This is a genomic window from Pseudomonas sp. SIMBA_067, from assembly GCF_046534675.1.
Lineage (GTDB): Bacteria > Pseudomonadota > Gammaproteobacteria > Pseudomonadales > Pseudomonadaceae > Aquipseudomonas > Aquipseudomonas putida.
Genome location: NZ_JAWRYH010000002.1, coordinates 549,194 through 565,098, shown reverse-complemented (window position 1 = coordinate 565,098; position 15,905 = coordinate 549,194). Strand labels below are relative to the sequence as shown.

At 59.0% G+C, this 15,905-nt stretch carries 17 protein-coding genes; all 17 read left to right on the top strand.

Annotation, left to right across the window (positions count from 1 at the left end; genetic code table 11):
* The first annotated feature begins 289 nt into the window (after window positions 1-289).
* Window positions 290-424 carry a 50S ribosomal protein L34 gene (gene rpmH, locus SB765_RS07870; RefSeq protein ID WP_003253163.1) on the top strand — a complete coding sequence of 45 codons (135 nt, stop codon included), beginning with the start codon at window positions 290-292 and terminating at the stop codon, window positions 422-424.
* Window positions 425-437: 13 nt separating this feature from the next.
* The gene (rnpA, locus tag SB765_RS07865) at window positions 438-842 is read left to right on the top strand and encodes a ribonuclease P protein component (RefSeq protein WP_003253166.1); all 405 of its coding nucleotides are present in this window, start codon (window positions 438-440) and stop codon (window positions 840-842) included.
* The gene (gene yidD / locus SB765_RS07860; protein WP_080642832.1) at window positions 835-1,080 is read left to right on the top strand and encodes a membrane protein insertion efficiency factor YidD; all 246 of its coding nucleotides are present in this window, start codon (window positions 835-837) and stop codon (window positions 1,078-1,080) included. The genes rnpA and yidD overlap by 8 nt, the downstream gene beginning before the upstream one ends.
* A 2-nt stretch (window positions 1,081-1,082) precedes the next feature.
* Window positions 1,083-2,765: a membrane protein insertase YidC gene (yidC, locus tag SB765_RS07855; protein WP_016502301.1), complete on the top strand. Its 1,683-nt coding sequence runs from the start codon at window positions 1,083-1,085 to the stop codon at window positions 2,763-2,765.
* 88 nt (window positions 2,766-2,853) lie between these two features.
* Entirely contained in the window at window positions 2,854-4,224 is a 1,371-nt protein-coding gene (gene mnmE / locus SB765_RS07850) for a tRNA uridine-5-carboxymethylaminomethyl(34) synthesis GTPase MnmE (protein ID WP_049275249.1), read from the top strand.
* Window positions 4,225-4,856: 632 nt separating this feature from the next.
* Entirely contained in the window at window positions 4,857-6,749 is a 1,893-nt protein-coding gene (gene mnmG / locus SB765_RS07845) for a tRNA uridine-5-carboxymethylaminomethyl(34) synthesis enzyme MnmG (protein ID WP_041168155.1), read from the top strand.
* On the top strand, window positions 6,746-7,396 hold the full coding sequence (gene rsmG, locus SB765_RS07840) for a 16S rRNA (guanine(527)-N(7))-methyltransferase RsmG (protein ID WP_016502298.1): 651 nt from the start codon (window positions 6,746-6,748) through the stop codon (window positions 7,394-7,396). Before mnmG ends, rsmG begins: the two co-directional genes overlap by 4 nt.
* Before the next feature lie 18 nt (window positions 7,397-7,414).
* Complete coding sequence (locus SB765_RS07835) at window positions 7,415-8,206, top strand: ParA family protein (RefSeq protein WP_016502297.1); 792 nt, start codon at window positions 7,415-7,417, stop codon at window positions 8,204-8,206.
* 9 nt (window positions 8,207-8,215) lie between these two features.
* Complete coding sequence (locus tag SB765_RS07830; RefSeq protein WP_016502296.1) at window positions 8,216-9,088, top strand: ParB/RepB/Spo0J family partition protein; 873 nt, start codon at window positions 8,216-8,218, stop codon at window positions 9,086-9,088.
* Between the two features lie 148 nt (window positions 9,089-9,236).
* Window positions 9,237-9,644 carry a F0F1 ATP synthase subunit I gene (locus tag SB765_RS07825; RefSeq protein WP_008092225.1) on the top strand — a complete coding sequence of 136 codons (408 nt, stop codon included), beginning with the start codon at window positions 9,237-9,239 and terminating at the stop codon, window positions 9,642-9,644.
* 16 nt (window positions 9,645-9,660) lie between these two features.
* The gene (gene atpB / locus SB765_RS07820) at window positions 9,661-10,530 is read left to right on the top strand and encodes a F0F1 ATP synthase subunit A (RefSeq protein ID WP_016489912.1); all 870 of its coding nucleotides are present in this window, start codon (window positions 9,661-9,663) and stop codon (window positions 10,528-10,530) included.
* 142 nt (window positions 10,531-10,672) lie between these two features.
* On the top strand, window positions 10,673-10,930 hold the full coding sequence (atpE, locus tag SB765_RS07815; protein WP_003097235.1) for a F0F1 ATP synthase subunit C: 258 nt from the start codon (window positions 10,673-10,675) through the stop codon (window positions 10,928-10,930).
* Between the two features lie 56 nt (window positions 10,931-10,986).
* Complete coding sequence (locus tag SB765_RS07810; RefSeq protein WP_003253189.1) at window positions 10,987-11,457, top strand: F0F1 ATP synthase subunit B; 471 nt, start codon at window positions 10,987-10,989, stop codon at window positions 11,455-11,457.
* Window positions 11,458-11,469: 12 nt separating this feature from the next.
* Entirely contained in the window at window positions 11,470-12,006 is a 537-nt protein-coding gene (locus SB765_RS07805; protein WP_003253191.1) for a F0F1 ATP synthase subunit delta, read from the top strand.
* A 21-nt stretch (window positions 12,007-12,027) separates the two neighbouring features.
* Window positions 12,028-13,572, top strand: a complete 1,545-nt coding sequence (gene atpA, locus SB765_RS07800) for a F0F1 ATP synthase subunit alpha (RefSeq protein ID WP_012274911.1) — start codon at window positions 12,028-12,030, stop codon at window positions 13,570-13,572.
* A 48-nt stretch (window positions 13,573-13,620) separates the two neighbouring features.
* Window positions 13,621-14,481, top strand: a complete 861-nt coding sequence (atpG, locus tag SB765_RS07795; protein ID WP_016502295.1) for a F0F1 ATP synthase subunit gamma — start codon at window positions 13,621-13,623, stop codon at window positions 14,479-14,481.
* Between the two features lie 27 nt (window positions 14,482-14,508).
* Window positions 14,509-15,885 carry a F0F1 ATP synthase subunit beta gene (gene atpD, locus SB765_RS07790; protein ID WP_016502294.1) on the top strand — a complete coding sequence of 459 codons (1,377 nt, stop codon included), beginning with the start codon at window positions 14,509-14,511 and terminating at the stop codon, window positions 15,883-15,885.
* The last annotated feature ends 20 nt before the right edge of the window (window positions 15,886-15,905 follow it).

Here is a 15,905-nt window from a genome sequence, read left to right as displayed (position 1 = left end):
GCGAATTTTGTGGCCTACAGAAGGTTATCCACAGAAGGTTATCCACCTAATATCTATAAGTTCTTCAGAAAAGCTTTTTATATGTCTCTTCTTTTTTTTCATGTTGTCCCCGATTCGTCTGTCCGATCAAGCATCCCCTCGAGGATGGACGAGCAAGCACCGTCCATCACACGCCCTATAGGGAAAGGCTGGTTGGAAATTGACCTATGGGCTTGCTTTCTCTAGAATCGCCGGTCTCTTAAAAAGGGGGCCATCCCGGCCCGGTCGTCGACAAACCAGGTAACACGCCATGAAACGTACTTTCCAACCAAGCACCATCAAGCGCGCCCGCACCCACGGTTTCCGTGCCCGTATGGCTACCAAAAACGGCCGCGCCGTTCTGTCGCGTCGTCGTGCCAAAGGCCGTAAGCGTCTGGCCATTTGATTTTTCGGCACAGGTGGTGAGTCAGGACTTCAGTCGGGAAAAGCGACTGCTTACACCCCGACACTTCAAAGCGGTCTTCGACTCCCCAACCGGCAAGGTTCCAGGGAAAAACCTGCTGATCCTTGCTCGCGAGAACGGTCTCGATCACCCTCGTCTCGGCCTGGTGATCGGCAAGAAGAGCGTCAAGCTCGCCGTTCAACGCAACCGCCTCAAGCGCTTGATGCGCGATTCCTTTCGCCTGAACCAGCAGTTGCTTGCCGGGTTGGACATCGTGATCGTCGCGCGCAAGGGATTGGGTGAGATAGAAAACCCGGAATTGCACCAACACTTTGGCAAACTCTGGAAACGTCTGGCGCGCAGCCGGCCAACTCCAGCAGTCACCGCCAATTCCGCAGGGGTAGACAGTCAAGATGCGTAAACTGGCCCTCGTTCCGATCCAGTTTTACCGTTACGCCATTAGTCCTCTGATGGCCAACCACTGTCGTTTTTTCCCCAGTTGCTCCTGTTACGCTTATGAAGCCATCGAAAACCATGGCGTCTGGCGTGGTGGGTGGCTGGCCGTTCGTCGCCTGGGGCGTTGTCATCCGTGGAATGACGGCGGTTTCGACCCCGTTCCACCCGCTCCTTCCTCCCGAACTTCTTCGATAGCCGAGTAATCATGGATATTAAACGCACGATCCTGATCGCCGCGCTGGCAGTCGTGTCCTACGTCATGGTCCTGAAGTGGAACGATGACTACGGCCAGGCTGCCCTGCCGACTCAGAATACTGCTGCCAGCACTGTTGCGCCGGGCTTGCCCGATGGCGTGCCGGCCGGTAACAACGGCGCCAGCGCCGATGTGCCGAGCGCCAACGCCGAATCGAGCCCTGCCGAACTGGCACCGGTCGCACTCAGCAAGGACCTGATCCGAGTCAAGACCGACGTTCTGGAACTGGCTATCGATCCGGTCGGTGGTGACATCGTCCAGTTGAACCTGCCGAAGTACCCACGCCGTCAGGACCACCCGAACATTCCGTTCCAGTTGTTCGACAACGGTGGTGAGCGTGTTTACCTGGCACAAAGCGGTCTGACCGGTGCCAACGGCCCGGATGCCCGCGCCAGCGGCCGCCCGCTGTATGCCGCCGAGCAGAAGAGCTACCAGCTGGCCGACGGCCAGGAACAACTGGTGGTCGACCTGAAGTTCAGCGACAACGGAGTCAACTACATCAAGCGCTTCAGCTTCAAGCGCGGTGAGTACGACCTGAATGTCAGCTACCTGATCGACAACCAGAGCGACCAGGCCTGGAGCGGCAACATGTTTGCCCAGCTCAAGCGCGACGCCAGCGGCGATCCGTCCTCGAGCACTGCCACTGGCACCGCCACCTACCTGGGCGCAGCCCTGTGGACAGCTTCCGAGCCTTACAAAAAGGTCTCGATGAAGGACATCGACAAAGGTAGTTTGAAAGAAAATGTGTCCGGCGGCTGGGTTGCATGGCTGCAGCACTACTTCGTAACCGCCTGGATTCCGGCCAAGTCGGATAACAACGTTGTCCAGACTCGCAAGGACAGCCAGGGCAACTACATCATCGGCTACACCGGCCCGGCCCTCAGCGTCCCTGCTGGTGGCAAGGTCGAAACCAGCGCCATGCTGTACGCCGGCCCGAAGATCCAGTCCAAGCTGAAAGAGTTGTCCCCAGGCCTGGAACTGACCGTCGACTACGGCTTCTTGTGGTTCATCGCCCAGCCAATCTTCTGGCTGCTGCAACATATCCACAGCCTGCTGGGTAACTGGGGCTGGTCGATCATCGTGCTGACCATGCTGATCAAAGGCCTGTTCTTCCCGCTGTCGGCTGCCAGCTACCGCTCCATGGCGCGTATGCGTGCTGTTGCGCCCAAGCTCGCCGCGCTGAAAGAACGCTTCGGTGACGATCGCCAGAAGATGTCCCAGGCGATGATGGAGCTGTACAAGAAAGAGAAGATCAACCCGCTGGGCGGCTGCCTGCCGATCCTGGTGCAGATGCCGGTATTCCTGGCCCTGTACTGGGTACTGCTGGAAAGCGTAGAAATGCGCCAGGCCCCATGGATGCTGTGGATTACCGACCTGTCGATCAAGGATCCGTTCTTCATCCTGCCGATCATCATGGGCGCCACCATGTTCATCCAGCAGCGCCTGAACCCGACCCCGCCGGATCCGATGCAGGCCAAGGTGATGAAAATGATGCCGATCATCTTCACCTTCTTCTTCCTGTGGTTCCCGGCTGGTCTGGTGCTGTACTGGGTTGTGAACAACTGCCTGTCGATTTCGCAGCAGTGGTACATCACTCGCCGTATCGAAGCAGCCACCAAAAAAGCTGCTGCTTGACGGGCTAGTACGCTAGCCTGTGAATAAAAAACGCCCCCTAGTGGGGCGTTTTTGCTATCTGTCGTTTTTGTCGTAGAGGCTTTCGAGCATGAACACTGTGCGTGAAACCATCGCCGCCATCGCTACCGCCCAAGGCCGCGGTGGTGTGGGTATTGTCAGGTTGTCCGGCCCTTTGGCCAGCAAGGCCGGGCAGTTGATCACCGGTCGTACGCTGACCCCTCGCCATGCCCATTACGGCCCGTTCCGCGACGATGAAGGGCTGGTGCTTGACGAGGGGATTGCGTTGTTCTTCCCTGGGCCGAACTCGTTCACCGGCGAAGATGTGCTCGAACTCCAAGGCCACGGTGGCCCGGTGGTCCTGGACATGCTGCTGCAGCGCTGTGTACAAGTTGGCTGTCGTCTGGCCCGCCCGGGTGAATTCAGCGAACGCGCGTTCCTCAACGACAAGCTCGACCTGGCCCAGGCCGAAGCCATTGCCGACCTGATCGAGGCCAGCTCCAGCCAGGCGGCACGTAACGCCCTGCGCTCGCTGCAGGGGGAGTTCTCCAAGCGTGTGCACAGCCTGACCGAGGCGCTGATCGCCCTGCGCATCTACGTCGAGGCAGCAATCGACTTCCCCGAAGAGGAGATCGACTTCCTCGCCGATGGCCACGTCCTGTCCATGCTCGATGCAGTGCGCGGCGAGTTATCCACCGTACAACGTGAGGCCGGGCAGGGTGCCCTGCTGCGTGACGGGATGACGGTGGTCATCGCCGGGCGGCCGAATGCCGGCAAGTCGAGCCTGCTTAACCAGCTGGCTGGTCGGGAAGCCGCCATTGTCACCGACATCGCCGGCACCACACGGGACATCCTGCGCGAACATATCCACATCGACGGTATGCCGCTGCACGTGGTCGATACCGCCGGTTTGCGTGATACCGATGACCATGTGGAAAAGATCGGCGTAGAACGGGCCCTGAAGGCCATTGGCGAGGCCGATCGTGTGTTGCTGGTGGTCGACTCCACCGCGCCCGAGGCCAGCGACCCGTTTGCCTTGTGGCCCGAGTTTCTCGATCAGCGGCCCGACCCTGCCAAGGTCACGCTGATTCGCAACAAGGCCGACCTGAGTGGCGAGCGGGTGGCGCTGGAACAGTGCGATGACGGCCATGTGACCATCACCCTCAGTGCCAAGGGCGACGACACTGGGCTGCAACTGCTGCGCGACCATCTGAAGGCATGCATGGGTTACGAACAGACGGCGGAGAGTGGTTTCAGTGCCCGCCGGCGGCACCTGGATGCCTTGCGCCAGGCCAGCGAGCACCTGGAGCACGGCCGTGCACAGTTGACCTTGGCGGGCGCGGGAGAGCTGCTGGCAGAAGACTTGCGCCAGGCACAGCATGCCCTGGGGGAAATTACCGGGGCGTTCAGCTCGGATGACCTGCTGGGGCGCATTTTCTCCAGCTTCTGCATCGGCAAGTAATCCACAGCCACGCTAGGCCAAGGCCGCTCCTTCGGGAGCGGCTTTTTTTTGCCTCAAATTCATTGCAGGAGATGACCACAGTGAGGTCAACAGCGCACCTGTGGGCGCGGGCATGCCCGCGAAGACGCCAGTACAACCGCTAGATCTCTATGGCTGGGCCAACGCTTTTGCGGAAAACCAGCTGTCGCCTTGTCCGCATCTGTCCCGAACTTGAGTATTTTTTCATCCACAACCTGAAAACTGCGCTCAGGAGCCCTGTGGAAAACCCATCTTCAGCTCAGTTGATAAGCAGGCTTTTTTCCTGAGGAGAAATCCGCCTGTGGGTAAATAGCCATTTCATCCACAGGATAAATGACGTTATCCATAGCCCTCATGGCACTCCAGACACAGGGTTTAATTTCTTTCTACACAGCGCCATTCAAGACCTACAGAGCTTTATCCACAGATATGGTTGTGCATAAGAATAAACATAAAAACAAAGCTTTTATAAATTTCTTCTTGTTGATTTCTGTTGTCTGCCACTCATCCACAGACTGGTCAAAATTTGCTCAGACGGTTTCTTTAAAGGGGGTGAAGTCCCTATACTTGTCGGCTTACCTTCTCTATTCGCAAAAACAGGCACGAGGTGCGTGGTGGATTTCCCTTCCCGTTTTGAAGTGATCGTCATCGGCGGCGGCCATGCCGGTACCGAGGCTGCGCTTGCGTCTGCACGCATGGGTGTGAAAACCCTGCTGCTGACCCATAACGTGGAAACCCTCGGTCACATGAGCTGCAACCCCGCCATTGGCGGTATTGGCAAAAGCCATCTGGTCAAAGAGATCGATGCCCTCGGCGGCGCCATGGCGCTGGCCACCGACAAGAGCGGCATCCAGTTCCGCGTTCTGAACAACCGCAAGGGCCCGGCGGTACGCGCCACCCGTGCGCAGGCCGACCGCGCCATCTACAAGGCGGTGGTGCGTGAAATCCTGGAAAACCAGCCGAACCTGTGGATATTCCAGCAGTCCTGCGACGACCTGATCGTCGAGCAGGACCAGGTCAAGGGCGTAGTTACCCAGATGGGTTTGCGTTTCTTCGCCGAATCGGTGGTACTGACCACTGGTACTTTCCTCGGCGGGCTTATCCACATTGGTCTGCAAAACCATTCCGGTGGCCGTGCCGGTGATCCACCCTCGATCGCCCTGGCCCACCGCATGCGTGAACTGCCGCTGCGCGTCGGCCGCCTGAAAACCGGGACTCCGCCACGCATCGATGGGCGCTCTGTGGATTTCTCGGTGATGACCGAGCAGCCAGGTGATACGCCGATCCCGGTCATGTCCTTCATGGGCAATGCCGAAATGCACCCACGGCAGGTGAGCTGCTGGATTACCCATACCAATGCGCGTACCCACGAGATCATCGCCTCGAACCTCGATCGTTCGCCGATGTACTCGGGTGTGATCGAAGGCGTCGGTCCGCGCTACTGCCCATCGATCGAAGACAAGATCCACCGGTTCGCCGACAAGGAAAGCCACCAGGTGTTCATCGAGCCGGAAGGCCTGAACACCCATGAGCTGTACCCCAACGGTATTTCCACTTCGCTGCCGTTCGACGTGCAGCTGGAGCTGGTGCGTTCGATCCGCGGCATGGAAAACGCCCACATCGTCCGCCCGGGCTACGCCATCGAGTACGACTACTTCGACCCGCGTGACCTCAAGTACAGCCTCGAGACCAAAGTCATCGGTGGCCTGTTCTTCGCCGGGCAGATCAACGGCACCACCGGTTACGAAGAAGCCGGTGCCCAGGGCCTGCTGGCCGGGACCAACGCCGCACTGCGCGCACAGGGCCGCGAAAGCTGGTGCCCGCGCCGCGACGAAGCCTACATCGGCGTACTGGTCGACGACCTGATCACCCTGGGTACCCAGGAGCCGTACCGCATGTTCACCTCACGTGCCGAGTACCGCCTGATCCTGCGCGAAGACAACGCCGACCTGCGCCTGACCGAGAAAGGCCGTGAACTGGGCCTTATCGACGATCAGCGCTGGGCCGCCTTCTGCGCCAAGCGTGACGGCATCGAGCGTGAGGAACAGCGCCTGAAGTCGACCTGGGTGCGGCCGAACACCGAACAAGGCCAAGCCATTGTGGATAAGTTCGGCACGCCGCTCAGCCACGAATACAGCCTGCTGAACCTGTTGGCGCGCCCGGAAATCGACTACGCCGGGCTGATCGAGGCGACCGGCGGTGACGCGATCGATCCACAGGTCGCCGAGCAGGTCGAGATCCGCACCAAGTACGCGGGCTACATCGACCGCCAGCAGGATGAAATCGCTCGCCTGCGCGCCAGCGAAGACACCCGCCTGCCTGTGGATATCGACTACACGACGATTTCCGGCCTTTCCAAGGAGATCCAGGGCAAGCTTGGCCAGACCCGCCCGGAAACCCTGGGCCAGGCTTCGCGCATCCCAGGCGTGACCCCGGCGGCGATTTCCCTGTTGCTGATTTACTTGAAAAAACGCGGCGCTGGCCGCGAATTGGAGCAAAGCGCTTGAGTTCCCTGGTCACCCCGCAACACGCTGAAGAGTTGTCCACAGGCGCGCGCCAGCTCGGTGTCGAGCTGAGCGCCGAGCAGCACGAGAAACTGCTTGGCTACCTGGCCCTGTTGATCAAATGGAACAAAGCCTACAACCTCACGGCCGTGCGCGACCCGGACGAGATGGTGTCGCGCCATCTGCTCGACAGCCTGAGCGTCATGGCGTTTATCCACAGCGAGCGTGACAACTGGCTGGATGTCGGCAGTGGCGGTGGCATGCCGGGTATTCCGTTGGCTATCCTGCATCCGCACAAGCGCGTGACGGTGCTGGACTCCAACGGCAAGAAGACCCGCTTCCTGACCCAGGTGAAAATGGAGCTCAAACTGGACAACCTCACGGTTATCCACAGCCGGGTCGAAGCCTTCCAGCCGGCGCAGCCGTTCGACGGAATCATCTCCCGCGCTTTCAGCAGCATGGAGAACTTCACCAACTGGACCCGCCATCTGGGCGACACCGGGACGCAATGGCTTGCAATGAAGGGGCTGCATCCTGCCGATGAACTGGTAGCATTGCCCGCAGACTTCACAGTGGAAAGCGAACAGGCCCTGACCGTTCCAGGTTGCCAGGGCCAGCGCCATCTGCTGATACTGCGCCGCAAGGCATGACTGGGAACACGCGCATCAATGGCTAAGGTATTCGCAATCGCGAACCAGAAAGGTGGTGTAGGCAAGACCACCACCTGTATCAATCTCGCCGCCTCGCTGGCCGCGACCAAGCGTCGTGTGCTGCTGATCGACCTCGATCCGCAGGGCAACGCCACCATGGGCAGCGGTGTGGACAAACACGAGCTCGAGCACTCGGTCTACGACCTGCTGATCGGGGAATGCGACCTGGCCCAGGCCATGCATTACTCCGAGCACGGTGGGTTCCAGTTGCTGCCGGCCAACCGCGACCTGACCGCCGCCGAGGTGGTGCTGCTGGAAATGCAGGTCAAGGAGAGCCGTCTGCGCAACGCACTGGCGCCCATCCGTGAGAACTACGACTACATCCTCATCGACTGCCCGCCGTCGCTGTCCATGCTCACGCTTAACGCCCTGGTCGCTTCCGATGGCGTGATCATCCCCATGCAGTGCGAGTACTACGCACTGGAAGGCCTCAGCGACCTTGTGGATAACATCAAGCGCATCGCCGCCCGGTTGAACCCGGAGCTGAAGATCGAGGGCTTGCTGCGGACCATGTACGATCCTCGCCTGAGCCTGAACAACGATGTTTCGGCGCAGCTGAAGGAACACTTTGGCCCGCAGCTGTACGACACGGTCATTCCGCGCAATATTCGCCTGGCCGAGGCCCCCAGCTTCGGCATGCCGGCCTTGGCCTACGACAAGCAATCGCGCGGCGCGCTGGCTTATCTGGCCCTGGCCGGGGAACTGGTTCGCCGTCAGCGCCGTCCATCACGCACTGCACAAACAACTTAAGGAATCCGTATGGCCGTCAAGAAACGGGGTCTCGGACGTGGGTTGGATGCACTGCTCAGTGGTCCTTCCGTCAGCGCGCTCGAAGAGCAGGCTGTGAAGATCGACCAGAAAGAACTGCAACACCTGCCGGTCGAGCTGATCCAGCGTGGCAAGTACCAGCCGCGTCGGGACATGGACCCGGAGGCGCTGGAAGAGCTCGCGCATTCGATTCGCAGCCATGGCGTCATGCAACCGATCGTGGTCCGCCCGATTGGCGACAACCGCTTCGAGATCATCGCCGGTGAGCGCCGCTGGCGCGCGACCCAGCAGGCCGGCCTGGACACGATCCCGGCCATGGTCCGCGAAGTGCCCGATGAAGCCGCCATTGCCATGGCGCTGATCGAGAACATCCAGCGCGAAGACCTCAACCCGCTGGAAGAGGCCATGGCCCTGCAGCGTCTGCAGCAGGAATTCGAGCTCACCCAGCAACAGGTGGCCGACGCCGTGGGCAAGTCGCGGGTCACCGTGGCCAACCTGCTGCGCCTGATCACCTTGCCGGAGGCGATCAAGACCATGCTCGCCCACGGTGACCTGGAGATGGGCCACGCACGCGCATTGCTCGGCCTGGACGAAAACCGTCAGGAGGAGGGGGCGCGTCATGTTGTCGCACGTGGTCTCACCGTGCGCCAAACCGAGGCACTGGTTCGTCAGTGGCTCAGTGACAAGCCTGATCCGGTCGAACCAAGCAAACCTGATCCGGATATCGCACGCCTTGAACAGCGGCTCGCAGAGCGGCTGGGGTCGGCCGTCCAGATCCGTCATGGGAACAAGGGCAAGGGCCAGTTGGTTATTCGTTACAACTCGCTTGACGAGTTGCAAGGCGTGCTTGCTCACATCCGCTGAAACAATTCCTGTTGTAGCGCGCAGTCGGAAATCACTACGAAGAGTTGAATAGGGGTTAATCCACCCCTATACTCTGCGCGCATTTTGTCGGCACAAATTATGCCAAGTCATAGCTGACTTGTTGGTCGACTTACGAGGAGCAGTTGTGATGGAAATCCGCACGCCAAACCGCCTGCCTTTCCATCGCTGGGCGGTTTTTCCGGTACTGCTGGCTCAATTCGTCGTACTGCTGCTGGCAACCCTGGTGTTGTGGCAGTGGAAAGGGGCGGTCAGTGGATATTCAGGCCTTTGCGGAGGTTTGATTGCGTGGCTGCCCAATGTGTATTTCGCCTGGAAGGCTTTTCGCTTCAGCGGAGCTCGGGCAGCACAAGCCATCGTCAAGTCGTTCTACGCTGGCGAGGCAGGCAAGATGATTTTGACGGCAGTGCTTTTTGCACTGACCTTCGCAGGAGTGAAGCCACTGGCGCCGTTAGCAGTATTCGGCGTCTTCGTGTTGACCCTTTTGGTCAGCTGGTTCGCGCCCCTGCTGATGAATAAAAGACTTTCGAGACCTTAGGGCGTTTGAGGCAACCATGGCAGCAGAAACCGCTTCGGGCTATATCCAGCACCACTTGCAGAACCTGACCTACGGTCAACTACCAGACGGCAGCTGGGGCTTTGCCCATTCGGCTGCAGAAGCCAAGGCAATGGGCTTCTGGGCGTTCCACCTGGACACCCTGGGTTGGTCCGTCGCGCTGGGTCTGATCTTCCTGTTCATTTTCCGCATGGCGGCAAAGAAGGCGACTTCCGGCCAGCCTGGCGGTCTGCAGAACTTCGTGGAAGTGATGGTCGATTTCGTCAACGGCAGCGTGAAGGACTCCTTCCACGGCCGTAGCCCGGTAATCGCACCGCTGGCACTGACCATCTTCGTCTGGGTATTCCTGATGAACGCCGTCGACCTGGTACCGGTCGACTGGATTCCTCAGCTGGCCATCCTGATTTCCGGTGATCCGCACATTCCGTTCCGCGCCGTGTCGACCACCGACCCGAACGCGACCCTGGCCATGGCCTTCAGCGTGTTCGCCCTGATCATCTTCTACAGCATCAAGGTCAAGGGCCTGGGCGGCTTCATCGGTGAACTGACCCTGCACCCGTTCGGCAGCAAGAACATCTTCGTGCAGATCCTGCTGATTCCGGTCAACTTCCTGCTCGAATTCGTCACCCTGATCGCCAAACCGATCTCGCTGGCACTGCGTCTGTTCGGCAACATGTATGCCGGCGAACTGGTGTTCATCCTGATCGCGGTCATGTTCGGCTCCGGCCTGCTGTGGCTCAGCGGCCTGGGTGTGGTGCTGCAATGGGCGTGGGCTGTGTTCCACATCCTGATCATCACCCTGCAAGCTTTCATCTTCATGATGCTGACCATCGTCTACCTGTCGATGGCGCACGAAGATAACCATTAAGACCGCCTGGCGTGTCTGATAGCCTTCCCCGCCTGTTCGGGGGGAGGGCTTAAAAAGTCCGCAAGGGCAGCTGTACTCACGATTTGTTTTACCGCTTCAAACTAAAAACCTAACCAATACGACGTAAAAGTCGGGAGGAAAGATGGAAACTGTAGTTGGTCTGACCGCTATCGCTGTTGCTCTGCTGATCGGCCTGGGTGCTCTGGGTACCGCCATTGGTTTCGGCCTGCTGGGCGGCAAATTCCTGGAAGGCGCTGCTCGTCAACCAGAAATGGTTCCGATGCTGCAGGTCAAAATGTTCATCGTTGCCGGTCTGCTCGACGCCGTAACCATGATCGGTGTTGGTATCGCTCTGTTCTTCACCTTCGCGAATCCGTTCGTTGGTCAGATCGCCGGCTAATCACTCGTCACCACGAGTTGATGGCTGTATGAATTAAGACCGAGCGAGGTGTTGGCGTGAACATTAATGCAACCCTGATTGGCCAATCCGTTGCTTTCCTGATTTTTGTACTCTTCTGCATGAAGTACGTATGGCCTCCGGTCATCACTGCTCTGCAAGAGCGCCAAAAGAAGATTGCCGACGGTTTGGACGCTGCCAACCGCGCAGCTCGCGACCTGGAGCTGGCCCAAGAGAAAGCGGGTCAGCAACTGCGTGAAGCTAAAGCACAGGCAGCCGAAATCATTGAGCAAAGCAAGAAACGCGCTGCTCAGCTTGTCGAGGAAGCCCGTGAACAGGCCCGCGTCGAAGCTGACCGTGTGAAGGCTCAGGCTCTGGCCGAGATCGAACAGGAACTGAACAGCGCTAAAGACGCCCTGCGTGCCCAAGTGGGTGCTCTGGCCGTTGGCGGTGCTGAAAAGATCCTTGGCGCCACAATCGATCAAAACGCGCATGCGGAGCTGGTTAACAAACTGGCCGCTGAAATTTAAGCGAGGGCGATCATGGCAGAACTGACCACGTTGGCCCGACCTTACGCTAAGGCTGCCTTTGAGCATGCCCAGGCCCATCAGCAACTGGCCAATTGGTCAGCCATGCTCGGCCTGGCTGCTGCGGTGTCGCAAGACGACACCATGCAGCGCCTGCTCAAGGCCCCGCGACTGACGAGCGCAGAAAAGGCCGCCACGTTCATTGACGTGTGCGGTGACAAGTTCAATGCACAGGCACAGAATTTCATTCATGTTGCCGCGGAAAACGACCGTCTCCTGCTTCTGCCGGAGATTGCCGCTCTGTTTGACCTGTACAAGGCCGAGCAAGAGAAATCCGTGGACGTGGAAGTCACCAGTGCCTTCGCGTTGAACCAAGAACAGCAAGACAAACTCGCCAAGGTTCTCAGTGCACGGTTAGGCCAGGAAGTGCGCCTGCACGCGTCGGAGGATGCCAGCCTGATTGGCGGCGTCGTCATCCGCGCTGGTGACCTGGTAATCGATGGCTCTGTTCGCGGCAAAATCGCGAAACTGGCCGAAGCATTGAAATCTTGAGTTTGAAGGGGCAGCAGAGCAATGCAGCAACTCAATCCTTCCGAAATTAGTGAAATCATCAAGGGCCGCATCGACAACCTCGATGTGAGCTCCCAAGCCCGTAACGAAGGTACCGTTGTTTCGGTTTCCGACGGTATCGTGCGGATCCACGGTCTGGCCGACGTCATGTACGGCGAAATGATCGAGTTCCCGGGCGGCGTCTACGGCATGGCCCTGAACCTGGAGCAAGACTCCGTAGGTGCAGTGATCCTGGGTGCCTACGACACCCTCGCCGAAGGCATGAGCGCCAAGTGCACCGGCCGCATCCTGGAAGTTCCGGTTGGTAAGGAACTGCTGGGTCGCGTCGTCGACGCACTGGGCAACCCGATCGACGGCAAAGGTCCTCTGGGCAACACCCAGACCGACGCGGTCGAGAAAGTAGCTCCAGGCGTGATCTGGCGTAAGTCGGTAGACCAGCCTGTACAGACTGGCTACAAATCCGTCGACGCCATGATCCCTGTCGGCCGTGGCCAGCGTGAGCTGATCATTGGCGACCGTCAGATCGGCAAGACCGCCATGGCCATCGACGCCATCATCAACCAGAAAGACTCCGGTATTTTCTGTGTTTATGTAGCTGTCGGCCAGAAGCGTTCCACCGTTGCCAACATCGTTCGCAAGCTGGAAGAAAACGGCGCCCTGGCCAACACCATCGTGGTTGTTGCCAGTGCTTCGGAATCCGCCGCACTGCAATTCCTGGCGCCATACGCCGGTTGCACCATGGGCGAGTTCTTCCGTGACCGCGGTGAAGACGCTCTGATCGTTTACGATGACCTGTCCAAGCAGGCCGTTGCCTACCGTCAGATCTCCCTGCTGCTGCGCCGTCCACCAGGACGTGAAGCGTACCCAGGCGACGTGTTCTATCTCCACTCCCGTCTGCTGGAGCGTGCATCGCGCGTTTCGGAAGAGTACGTCGAGAAGTTTACCAACGGTGCTGTCACTGGCAAAACCGGTTCCCTGACTGCTCTGCCGATCATCGAAACCCAGGCTGGCGACGTTTCCGCGTTCGTTCCGACCAACGTGATTTCCATCACCGACGGTCAGATCTTCCTGGAATCGGCCATGTTCAACTCGGGCATCCGCCCTGCAGTGAACGCCGGTGTTTCGGTATCCCGCGTAGGTGGTGCCGCTCAGACCAAGATCATCAAGAAGCTGTCCGGTGGTATTCGTACCGCGCTGGCTCAGTACCGTGAACTGGCTGCATTCGCCCAGTTCGCGTCCGATCTGGACGAAGCGACCCGCAAGCAGCTGGAGCATGGTCAGCGCGTTACCGAGCTGATGAAGCAGAAACAGTACGCGCCAATGTCCATCGCGGACATGGCACTGTCGCTGTACGCCGCTGAGCGTGGCTTCCTGACCGACGTAGAAGTCTCCAAGATCGGCAGCTTCGAGCAAGCACTGATCGCCTTCTTCAACCGTGATCACGCTGAACTGATGGCGAAGATCAACGTGAAGGGTGACTTCAACGACGAAATCGACGCAGGCCTGAAAGCCGGTATCGAGAAGTTCAAGGCCACCCAGACCTGGTAAGCCGCAGCGGGGGCCCTGGCCCCCGCTTGCTAACCTGATAGGTGATACATGGCAGGCGCAAAAGAGATTCGCAGTAAGATTGCGAGCATCAAAAGCACGCAAAAAATTACCAGCGCCATGGAGAAAGTGGCGGTCAGCAAGATGCGCAGGGCACAAATGCGCATGGCTGCTAGCCGTCCTTACGCGGAGCGTATCCGCCAGGTGATCGGTCATCTGGCCAACGCCAACCCGGAATACCGCCACCCGTTCATGATCGAGCGCCCTGTAAAGCGCGCCGGTTATATCGTGGTGAGCAGTGACCGTGGTCTGTGCGGTGGCTTGAATACCAACCTGTTCAAGGCCTTGGTCAAGGACATGAGCGCAAACCGCGAACAGGGCGTGGAAATCGACCTGTGCGTGATCGGCAGCAAGGGTGCGACTTTCTTCCGCATCTTTGGCGGCAACGTCGTAGCAGCGATCAGCCACTTGGGCGAAGAGCCATCGATCAACGATCTGATCGGCTCCGTCAAAGTGATGCTGGACGCCTACCTGGACGGCCGTATCGATCGCCTCTCCGTGGTTTCGAACAAGTTCATCAACACCATGACCCAGAAGCCAACGGTCGAGCAATTGGTACCGTTGGTGGCAACCCCGGATCAGGATCTCAAGCATCACTGGGATTACCTGTACGAACCCGACGCAAAAGAGCTGCTGGACGGCTTGATGGTGCGTTACGTGGAGTCGCAGGTATACCAGGCGGTGGTCGAGAACAACGCTGCTGAACAAGCGGCCCGGATGATCGCCATGAAGAACGCCACAGACAACGCCGGTGATTTGATCAAAGAGCTTCAGTTGATCTACAACAAGGCGCGTCAGGCTGCGATCACCCAGGAGATCTCGGAAATCGTCGGCGGCGCTGCCGCGGTTTAACGGTTCAAAAATTCAGAGGATCCAGCTATGAGTAGCGGACGTATCGTTCAAATCATCGGCGCCGTCATCGACGTGGAATTCCCACGTGATGTCGTGCCGAGTGTATACAACGCGCTGAAAGTACAAGGCGCGGAAACCACCCTGGAAGTTCAGCAGCAGCTGGGCGACGGCGTGGTTCGTACCATTGCGATGGGCTCCACCGAAGGCCTGAAGCGCGGTCTGGAAGTCGTTGACTCCGGCGCTGCCATTTCCGTTCCTGTTGGTAAGGCCACCCTGGGCCGTATCATGGACGTACTGGGCAACCCGATCGACGAAGCCGGCCCGATCGGTGAAGAAGAGCGTCGCGGTATCCACCAGCCAGCGCCTTCGTTCGCTGACCAGGCAGGCGGCAACGACCTGCTGGAAACCGGCATCAAGGTTATCGACCTGGTTTGCCCGTTCGCCAAGGGTGGTAAAGTTGGTCTGTTCGGTGGTGCCGGTGTCGGCAAGACCGTAAACATGATGGAACTGATCCGTAACATCGCCATGGAACACAGCGGTTACTCCGTGTTCGCTGGTGTGGGTGAGCGTACTCGTGAGGGTAACGACTTCTACCACGAGATGAAGGACTCCAACGTTCTCGACAAAGTGGCACTGGTCTACGGTCAGATGAACGAGCCACCAGGAAACCGTCTGCGCGTAGCGCTGACCGGCCTGACCATGGCTGAGAAGTTCCGTGACGAAGGTAACGACGTTCTGCTGTTCGTCGACAACATCTATCGTTACACCCTGGCCGGTACCGAAGTATCCGCACTGCTGGGCCGTATGCCTTCGGCAGTAGGTTACCAGCCGACCCTGGCTGAAGAGATGGGCGTTCTGCAAGAGCGCATCACCTCCACCAAGGAAGGTTCGATCACCTCCGTTCAGGCTGTATACGTACCTGCGGACGACTTGACCGACCCGTCGCCAGCGACCACCTTCGCCCACTTGGACGCCACCGTCGTTCTGTCCCGTGACATCGCCTCCCTGGGTATCTACCCAGCGGTCGATCCACTGGACTCGACTTCGCGCCAGCTGGACCCGAACGTGATCGGCAACGAGCACTACGACACCGCTCGTGGCGTTCAGTATGTTCTGCAGCGCTACAAAGAGCTGAAGGACATCATTGCGATCCTGGGTATGGACGAACTGTCCGAGACCGACAAGCAACTGGTAGCCCGCGCTCGTAAGATCCAGCGCTTCCTGTCGCAGCCGTTCTTCGTGGCCGAAGTCTTCACCGGTTCGCCAGGCAAGTACGTTTCCCTGAAAGACACCATCGCTGGCTTCAGCGGCATCCTCAAAGGTGACTACGACCACCTGCCAGAACAAGCGTTCTACATGGTCGGCAGCATCGACGAAGCGATCGAGAAAGCCAAGAAACTGTAATTCCTGCGCCCCGCAAGGGG

Bases quoted from the DNA above. Each gene is read 5' to 3' on its own strand.
- atpG (WP_016502295.1), top strand. From the start codon at position 13,621: ATGGCAGGCGCAAAAGAGATTCGCAGTAAGATTGCGAGCATCAAAAGC.
- SB765_RS07805 (WP_003253191.1), top strand. From the start codon at position 11,470: ATGGCAGAACTGACCACGTTGGCCCGACCTTACGCTAAGGCTGCCTTT.
- yidD (WP_080642832.1), top strand. From the start codon at position 835: ATGCGTAAACTGGCCCTCGTTCCGATCCAGTTTTACCGTTACGCCATT.
- SB765_RS07825 (WP_008092225.1), top strand. From the start codon at position 9,237: ATGGAAATCCGCACGCCAAACCGCCTGCCTTTCCATCGCTGGGCGGTT.
- SB765_RS07830 (WP_016502296.1), top strand. From the start codon at position 8,216: ATGGCCGTCAAGAAACGGGGTCTCGGACGTGGGTTGGATGCACTGCTC.
- atpD (WP_016502294.1), top strand. From the start codon at position 14,509: ATGAGTAGCGGACGTATCGTTCAAATCATCGGCGCCGTCATCGACGTG.
- atpB (WP_016489912.1), top strand. From the start codon at position 9,661: ATGGCAGCAGAAACCGCTTCGGGCTATATCCAGCACCACTTGCAGAAC.
- atpE (WP_003097235.1), top strand. From the start codon at position 10,673: ATGGAAACTGTAGTTGGTCTGACCGCTATCGCTGTTGCTCTGCTGATC.
- yidC (WP_016502301.1), top strand. From the start codon at position 1,083: ATGGATATTAAACGCACGATCCTGATCGCCGCGCTGGCAGTCGTGTCC.
- SB765_RS07835 (WP_016502297.1), top strand. From the start codon at position 7,415: ATGGCTAAGGTATTCGCAATCGCGAACCAGAAAGGTGGTGTAGGCAAG.
- atpA (WP_012274911.1), top strand. From the start codon at position 12,028: ATGCAGCAACTCAATCCTTCCGAAATTAGTGAAATCATCAAGGGCCGC.
- rpmH (WP_003253163.1), top strand. From the start codon at position 290: ATGAAACGTACTTTCCAACCAAGCACCATCAAGCGCGCCCGCACCCAC.
- mnmE (WP_049275249.1), top strand. From the start codon at position 2,854: ATGAACACTGTGCGTGAAACCATCGCCGCCATCGCTACCGCCCAAGGC.